Annotated in this window: 4 protein-coding genes; all 4 read left to right on the top strand. The window is 57.7% G+C overall.

What is annotated here, in order from left to right; all coding sequences use genetic code 11:
* The first annotated feature begins 29 nt into the window (after nt 1-29).
* The 4 genes from AX672_RS15130 to AX672_RS15115 all read left to right on the top strand — a co-directional run bounded on the left by AX672_RS15130 (nt 30) and on the right by AX672_RS15115 (nt 9,099).
* Nucleotides 30-3,020, top strand: a complete 2,991-nt coding sequence (locus tag AX672_RS15130; RefSeq protein WP_231731388.1) for a chromosome segregation protein SMC — start codon at nt 30-32, stop codon at nt 3,018-3,020.
* A 140-nt stretch (nt 3,021-3,160) separates the two neighbouring features.
* Entirely contained in the window at nt 3,161-6,448 is a 3,288-nt protein-coding gene (locus tag AX672_RS15125; RefSeq protein WP_066652661.1) for a helicase-related protein, read from the top strand.
* The gene (locus AX672_RS15120; protein WP_066652659.1) at nt 6,445-7,110 is read left to right on the top strand and encodes a DUF4391 domain-containing protein; all 666 of its coding nucleotides are present in this window, start codon (nt 6,445-6,447) and stop codon (nt 7,108-7,110) included. Before AX672_RS15125 ends, AX672_RS15120 begins: the two co-directional genes overlap by 4 nt.
* A gap of 27 nt (nt 7,111-7,137) precedes the next feature.
* The gene (locus tag AX672_RS15115; RefSeq protein ID WP_066652657.1) at nt 7,138-9,099 is read left to right on the top strand and encodes a site-specific DNA-methyltransferase; all 1,962 of its coding nucleotides are present in this window, start codon (nt 7,138-7,140) and stop codon (nt 9,097-9,099) included.

Below are 9,099 nucleotides of genomic sequence, written 5' to 3'. Positions count from 1 at the left end.
CCGCACTCCGCTAATTTACGCCGCGACCTGTGCCAAATGTTCTGACGACGGACACGAGGCGGTCGGTAAATCGTGTTTTCTACCAGCAGCTGACCGCATTCGAGGCAGCCGAGAAGGCGGCACGCGGCGCGCAACTGACCCGAGAAACCTTTGAGCAGACGCGCAAGGCATCGCTCGCAGCCGGGGAAAAGCTCGAGGCCCTTCGCACCGAGAGGCGCAGCCTCGGCGCATCGACGTCCCGGCTGGAGCGCGTCCTGCGAGTCGTGCCCTATTTGCGTCAGCTGGCCAACTTTACCCTGGATCTGGTCGGCTACGACGATGTCGCGTCCTTCCCGGATGATTTCGCGGCCAAGATGCGGACTGCTCTGGACCAGCGCAACAAGGCTGAAACGCGGCTCGAGGCCGCGATCGAGCGGCGGGACCGCCTGAAGGCACGGCTTGATGCGCTGGTGGTGAACCCGGGTCTCAAAGCCGCCGAACAGCGGGTGCGTGATCTGGCTGAACGCGCCCTTCACGTCAGCAAGGCCCGGTCCGATCGTGCCAATCGTCAGCGCGAGATTGATGACGGCGAGGCTCAACTAGCGGCGCTGCGCCGGATGCTTGGCCTGCCGGCCGATGTGGACCTTGCACCACTGATCCCGGACCCGTCTGCCCTCAATCTTGTGCGCTCGGCTGCCGACGAGATGGTGGAGCGCCGTCCAAGTCTGGCTTCTGCCAGAAAGCGCCTTGGCGAACTGGCGGCTTCGCTTGCGGCAATTGACGATCGTTTGGAAGCGGCACGCCTGGCGGGGCATGATGCTCCGCCCGAGGCGTCGTCATCGGCCTTTGCCAGCCTTGCGGCCCAGAAGTCGGCGCACCTAGCACGTCAGCAAGCGCTGGATACGGACAGCGCAACATTGACCGGACGGCTCAAGGCGCTTGGCTTCGAGACCATCGATGCGCTTGCCACCCTGCCATGCCCCAGCGTTGACGATATTCGTAGTGAGCAGGCCGCGCGCGAGACGTTGACCGCGCAGATCGAGGATCAGGCCAAGCTGAGGCGGCAAGCCGAGCGCGAGATTTCAGCTGGTGAGGCTGAGATTGGCTCGCTTCAGGCATCCGGGACCATCGCAAGTGATGCGTCACTTGCCGAGGCGCGCAGCCTGCGCGCCGATGCCTGGAGGCCGATAAAGACGGCATATGTCGCGGGACAGCTGCCCGATGACGGCGCTGCTCGCCTTGCCGTTGCTGACGGTCTGGAAACGGCAATCGTGTCTGCGGACGAACTTTCCGATCGACGCGCGGCAGAGGCCGAACGGGCTGCGTCGCTCGCACTCGCGTTGCGGCGCATCGCGGAGGCAAGGACTGCGGTCACGGCGGCAGAGGCCGAGACGGCCGCGCTTGTCGCACAAGGCGAAGTGCGCATCGCGCAATGGGGGAACAGTTTTCCGCAAGTTCTGGTCAAACACCCGGAACTGGCGTCGCTGCTCCAATTTGCCCAGGCCCGACAATTGGTGCTGGATGAATCAGAACGCTTGCGGAATTCGGCAAATGCACTGGCTTTGGAAGAGGCCCAGCTTGCGCCGGCCGTTGAGCTGCTCGAGCGGATCGAACAGAGCCGCAAGCTCGATACCACATTGTCGTTCGCGGCCCGGGTCAGCGCGGTGCAAAACGCCATTTCCCGGCACGAACAAGCACATGCCGAATATGGCAGGGACACGCGGGACCGGGAGGACTTGGCGCGGCAGCACAAGCTGGTTGAGGCGGAAGTGCAACAATTGTCGGACGCACAGGCCGCCTGGGATGCGGCATGGCCTGCGGCAACAGGTGCGCTGGGGCTCAAACCCGACATTTCGCCGGCAGATGCCAACAGTGCGGTCACCGAATGGGTGGGCGCACGCGGTGTGCTTACGGCAATAGGGCAGGCCCGCCAGCGGCTAAAGCGCATGGACGACGACGAGACGAGCCTTGCGAAGGATGTCCGCAGCCTCGCGACCGAACTCGCCATCGAGATCGGCGAAGACTGTGTGGTTGCAGCGCAGATGGTGCTGGCCCGGTTTACCGACAACGCAACAGCGCAAACCCAATATGACGGGGTACTGCCCGACTTTGAAGAGGCGAAGGTCGAGGCCGACCAGGCGCAAGAGGCCCTTGGCACCGCTCGGGAGGAGCTGGCTACGCTCGCGGCTTCGGCAAAACTTGATGGCGGCGATGATGGGGCCCTTCTGGACGCAGCTTCACGGTGTGAAGCACGCATGGCTTTGTGCAATGAGATCGCTCTGGCGGAACGCACCGCGACGGACGTGGGCGACAAGCTTGATCTCGCTACCTTGCGGGCGGAATGGGATGAACGCGACCTCGATGAGGTTCGCGCGGAACTGTCCGAGCAGACATCGCGTGCTAGCGAGATCGAGAGCGAAATCGAGGCAGCCATTCTCGCCGAGAAGGCGGCAAAGGACGACCTTGCGGCCTATCTGAGCCAGAGCGAGGTCAATCACGCCGTTGCCGAACGCGAAGCGGCGGCAGCGCAGATGCATCTCGCCCTCGAACGCTATCTCGAGCTATCGGTTGCGCGTGAATTGGTGACGTCGGCCATGGCAACGATCCGCGCAGAACAGCAAGATCCGCTTATTGCGCGGGCAGGCGAACTGTTCACGGCAACGACACTCGGTGAATTTGCCGCAATCGAGACCGATATCGATGACAAAGGCCATCCGGTCGTGGTTGGACGGCGAGCCAATGGCGGTATTGCTGCGGTTGGTAAAATGAGCGACGGCACCCGCGACCAGCTTTTCCTCGCCTTCCGGCTGGCAAGTCTTGAGAATTATGCCAGTGCGACGGAGCCGCTGCCCTTCATCGCGGACGACATTCTGGTGCATTTCGATGATGAGCGCAGCCGGTCCACGCTCGACCTGCTCGCCGAGTTTGGCAAGACCAACCAGGTCCTGTTGTTCACACATCATCGCAGCGTCCGGGCGCTTGCAGAACCGCTGGCGCAACAAGGCCTTGCCAATATCATCGATTTGGATCGTGCGGCATGAGGTCTATGCGAACGGAGGCACCGGTGGTTGCGCATTTCGCCAAACCATTGGTCGGATTACAGTCCTCGCACGAATGCGGAACACTCGATCGAGAACCGCAACCCAACGGCCCTCTTCAATCTTTGCGAATCCGGTGACCTTTGCAGATAATCGATAATATCAATGTCCTCCTCGGCGATGAGCTGAAAAAGGACCTCAAGCGGGGGCAACGCCTTCGGATTGCCGCGTCCAGCTTTTCGATTTTTGCGTTCGAGGCTCTCCGTAAAGAGTTGCAGCAAATCGACGAACTGCAATTCCTGTTTACTGAGCAGACGTTCACCGCAGAACGCGCAACCGACGGGAAAGCTCGCGAGCGCCGCGAATTCTTCATACCGAAGGCCAAGCGCGTCGCTGGGCTGACAGGATCTGAGTTTGAAATCCAGTTGCGCAACCAACTGACGCAGCGCGCTGTCGCGCGTGAGTGCGCGGAGTGGATTCGCAAAAAGGCGCGTTTCAAGTCGAATGCATCGAGCTCGCCTATGCAGCAATTCCTTTCGGCAGATGGCGTGGCAGGCGCGGTTGCCTACATGCCGCTATCGGGATTCACGGCTGTCGACCTTGGCTACGCTCGCGGAAATGCCGTCTCAAACTTCGTCAATCGGTTCGATGAGGCGTCTCACACGCAGAGCTATATTCAGCTGTTCGACACAATCTGGTCGGATCCGACCCGGGTCGAAGATGTAACCGATGCGATCTGCGATCACATTGCCTCGGTCTACCAGGAGAACTCCCCAGAGCGCATCTACTTCATTATGCTCTACAATATCTTCCATGCGTTTTTGGAAGACATTGACGAGGACGTCCTGCCGAACGACCGCACCGGCTATCAGGAGAGCCTGGTCTGGCAAAAGCTGTTCAACTACCAGCGCGACGCGGCAACCGGCATCATCAACAAGCTGGAAACCTATAATGGATGCATTCTCGCAGACAGCGTAGGCCTCGGCAAAACCTTCACCGCGCTTGCCGTCATCAAATACTACGAGCTGCGCAATCGCTCGGTTCTCGTGCTGTGCCCGAAGAAGCTGACGGACAACTGGCTCAACTACAGCACCAATCTCAAAACCAACCCCTTCGCCCGGGACCGATTCAACTATGATGTGCTGTGCCATACCGACTTGTCGCGGACATCGGGCACCTCCAACGGGATCCCGCTGAACCGGGTAAATTGGGGAAATTACGACCTCGTCGTCATCGACGAATCCCACAATTTCAGGAACAATGACGCCTTCAAGGAGAAGGAAACCCGTTATCAGAAGCTGATGAACCAGGTCATCCGGGCCGGGGTCAAAACCAAAGTCCTCATGCTGTCGGCGACCCCGGTCAACAACCGCTTCAATGACCTGCGCAACCAGCTGGCCCTCGCCTATGAAGGTCAATCCGAGATTCTTTCCGAGAAGCTGAACACCACATCCAGCGTTGAGGAAATCTTCCGCAGAGCCCAGGCCGCGTTCAACCGCTGGTCGAAACTGCCCCCGGAACAACGGACCGCCGAAACAATTCTGACCGAGCTCGATTTCGACTTCTTCGAATTGCTCGACAGCGTCACGATCGCCCGGTCGCGCAAACACATCACGACCTTCTATGACATGACGGACATCGGGCACTTCCCAGAGCGCCGCAAACCACTGTCATTTCGTCCGCCGCTGACAGAGCTGTCGGGCACCATGGATCTCAACACTATCGTTGCGCAGCTGACACTGCTGAAGCTGTCGGTTTACGCTCCGACCAGCTACATTCTGCCGAGCCGGCTCGCCAAATATGAGGACCTCTACGACACAGACGTGTCGAGCGGCGGCGGCAAGCTGCGGCAGGCAGACCGCGACAAGAGTTTGCAGGCGTTGATGACCGTCAACCTGCTCAAGCGACTTGAGAGCTCGATCCATGCGTTCCGGCTCACGCTTGGTTCGCTGGCTGAAAACATACGCAAGACATTGGACGTGGTCGACAGCTACCGCTCTGGCGCGGGTACTGGCGCCGTCGTTGACTATGCCGACGACATTGATGCGCTTGAGGCAGAGGATGACGAACTCGAAGGTCTTGGAGCATTCCGCGTCGGCGGCAAGATCCGGATCGACCTGAGTGATATGGACGTCCCCGGCTTTGCCCACGATCTGCAAGCAGATCTTGCTCTGATCGAGGCATTGCAGGCCGATATGGCCCGGATCACGCCCGAGCATGATGCCAAGCTTCAGCATCTGAAGGCGCTCATTGCGCAGAAGCTGGCGGAACCGATCAACCCCGGGAACCGCAAGCTGATCATCTTCACGGCATTCGCCGATACCGCACATTATCTCTACGATCAGATTGCGGCTGAGGCTTTGTCCCAGCAAAAGATCCACACTGGCCGTGTCACGGGGTCAGACGCCCCCAAATCGACGCTGGGTAAGGGCTATGATTTCCAGACCCTTCTCACGTTGTTCTCGCCCCGCTCCAAGGAGAAGGCGGCCATCATGCCCGAGGAACCCGGCGAGATTGATATCCTGATCGCCACAGACTGCATCTCGGAAGGCCAGAACCTGCAGGACTGCGATTTTCTGGTGAACTACGACATTCACTGGAACCCTGTGCGGATCATCCAGAGGTTCGGGCGGATAGACCGCATCGGCTCGCCAAACGCGCAGATACAGCTGGCAAACTACTGGCCCGACATCACGCTCGATGACTACATCAAGCTCAAAGAGCGCGTCGAAAACCGCATGATCATTGCCGATGTTACCGCAACCGGCGACGACAATGTGCTGACGGCGAAGGCCAGTGACACGGCCTACCGACGCGAACAGCTACGGCGCCTGCAGGATGAGGTGATCGAGCTGGAGGATGTGCGTACCGGCATCTCTATTACCGACCTTGGTCTCAACGATTTCCGCATGGATCTGCTCAACTATGTGAAGGAACATGGCGATCTGGCAGCGGCACCCAAAGGGCTGCACGCTGTCGTGCCTGCGGACCCCGGCAAGGGGCTCGAGCCTGGCGTTATCTTTGCGCTGAAGGCCGTCGGCGGGGATGCCTCTGCCAACCGGCAAAACCGGTTACATCCCTATTATCTGATCTTCATGGGCGAAGATGGCAGCGTCGTGGCCGGTAAGACCCAGGTGAAGCGCCTGCTTGATCTGGTTCGGACTGCGGCAAAGGGTATCACAGCCCCGGTGGCAGAGGCGTTCCGCCCATTCAATGTCCGCACCGCTGACGGGCAGGACATGAGTGGCCCATCCGGACTGCTGAACGGTGCGATCCGGGCGATGATCGACGCCAAGGAGGAGCGTGACCTCGATAGTCTATTCTCGACGGGTGCCACGACCGCACTGTCCCATACCATTCGCGGGCTTGAGGATTTCGAGCTGATTGCCTTCGTTGTGGTGGAGCCAGCCGAGGCGGGAGTTGCGGCGTGACGCTTTATGCGTGGCCGGCGCGCACCGTGTTCGGCCGCGCCATCCCGAAGAGCCGGATATACAGTGCCGCGCAGCTTCCGCGTGCCATGCAGGCCAAATTCGTCGATCAAGTCGAACGCATGGAATGGACGCATGTGCTGCGGGCCGATCGTCTGAACCTGCAACCCTCGGCAGAAGTTGAGGAAATAGCCGTCATCGCAATCGACCTGCACACGCCGGACGTCGAACCAGCGGTGCTGCAGGCCATCGAGAAGGCGATCCCCCGACCATTGATCCTTGAGCTGCGCCATGGCGGGCGGGCTCGCATGGCTATGGCGTGGAAACGCCCCAGCCAGGCGGAGGCAGGCAAATGGGTGACCGCACCACACGCGTTCACAGCATGGCAGGCGGGCAACACACCACGTGAGGCTCTGCCTACCGTGCTGGACATGGCTACGCTTTATGCCCGGCTGCTCGAACCCATGTTGCCGCCAAGACAGAGCCCCGACGAACCGATTGCGGCACGTGTCGCCCGCTCGGAAGAGGCGGCCCAGCTTGAGCGCGAGATTGCGCGAATGGAGGCTGGCGTAAGGCGGGAGAAACAGTTTAACAGGAAGGTCGAGCTCAATGCCGAATTGCGCGCCGCCAAAGCGCGTTACACGGCGCTCACGAGCAAAACCTGATCAGATAGAAGTGTGAATAGATCGCGCATGGACAAGTTGAAGATGCACAGCCCTGACATTAGCCAGGACAATATCGCAAAAATTCGTGCATTATTCCCCGATTGCGTGACTGAAGCTGCTGACGATCAGGGCACTGTCCGTCTCGCCGTCGATTTCGACCAGCTGCGCCAACAGTTGTCCGATCATATCGTTGAAGGCCCGCAGGAGCGCTACCGTCTCGACTGGCCGGGGAAGCGCGAAGCGCTGCTCACCGCAAACGCTCCCATTGCCAAGACGCTTCGCCCTGCGCGTGAGGAGAGCGTTGACTTCGACACCACCCAGAACCTGTTTATCGAAGGCGATAACCTCGACGCATTGAAGCTCCTTCAAGAGAGCTATCTGGGCAAGGTAAAGATGATTTACATCGATCCGCCCTACAATACGGGGAATGACTTCATTTACGAGGATGATTTCGCCGAAAGTGCGGCTGAATTTTTAGCCCGAAGCAATCAAGAAGATGAGTTTGGGGGGAGGCTTGTAGCCAATGCTGACAGCAATGGGCGCTTCCATTCCGATTGGCTAAGCATGATGTACAGCCGATTAAAATTAGCTCGTAATTTACTCCGGGAAGATGGTGCAATATTCATAAGTATAGGAGATGCTGAAGCAAGCAATTTGCAAAAAATTTGCAGCAACATATTTGGGGATGAAAATTTCATATCCCTTGTAACGCGCATTGCGAAGCGGACTTCGGACAAGGGCACACATTTCAGGCCCACGAAAGACTATATTATTGCCTTTGCGAAATCTATTGAATATTTACATGAATTTGGCATTCCCAAAGATCCTGATGCCAAAGACTATCCATTATCCGAGAAGAATGGGCGGAAATACAAAAAAAGCGGCGCCTCCCTATATCAGCCATCGCTCGATTCTCGACCAAATCAACGTTATTACATTGAAGCTCCAGATGGGAGCTTGATCATCCCACCTGGGAACGTATTTCCTGAAATCAAATCAGACGGAGAAAAAATTAAACCGCTCTCCAATTCTGATAAGGTGTGGCGATGGAGTGTTGATACATATTTGAAGCAGAAGGATTTGTTGATTTTCACTGAGGGCTCTGCGAAGAATCCACTTTTGAATGAGCATGGCACTCAGTCAAAATGGAATATTTATCCTAAAGTTTACTTAGACGAAGATTTGGAATCGTCTCTGCATCCGGAAGATGTAATCTACGAATTTCCAAATTCTCAGGCGTCAAAAGAGCTCAACAAGCTGGAAATACCATTTAGCTTTTCCAAGCCGACGGGCCTCATCAAATTTTTGGCAAAAATTATGAAGAGCTCCGATGAAATAATATTAGATTTTTTCGCTGGATCGTCCTCCACTGCAGACGCGGTTATGCAGCTCAATGCCGAAGATGGCGGGAATCGTAAATTTATCGTAGTCCAGATTCCTGAGTATACTGAGGAGAAATCAGAGGCATATCAGGCTGGCTTCAAGACGATTGCCGACATTGCCAAGGAGCGCATACGCCGCTCTGGGACAAAGATTTTGTCTGGCACCGAGCCTTCCTTGCTCGGCAATGGATGGAACAAGGATATTGGCTTTCGTACATTGAAGGTCGATTCTTCAAATATGACAGAAGTTTACTACAGCCCTGATGACGTGAAGCAGAATGAGCTTTATGGTCAAATTGATAGCGTAAAGCCCGATCGCACCGCCGAAGACCTGCTGTTCCAGGTGCTCATCGACTGGGGCGTGGAACTGACCCTGCCGATCAACCGTGAAACCTTGCAAGGCAAGACCGTGTACTCGGTCGACGGCAATGCGCTGATCGCCTGCTTCGAATCTGGCGTTACCGATGATCTGGTGAAGGATATCGCGGCCCGCGCGCCGCTGCGCGCCGTGTTCCGCGACACCAGCTTCGCCCGCGATGCCGACCGCATCAACGCAGAGCAGCTTTTCCGTCAGCTCTCCCCCGGCACAGAGCTGAAGGCCATCTGA

The organism is Sphingomonas sp. CCH10-B3, from assembly GCF_001556185.1.
GTDB lineage: Bacteria > Pseudomonadota > Alphaproteobacteria > Sphingomonadales > Sphingomonadaceae > Sphingomonas > Sphingomonas aquatica.
Note: the sequence above shows the minus strand (reverse complement) of the source record. Positions and strands in the feature narration are given on the sequence as shown.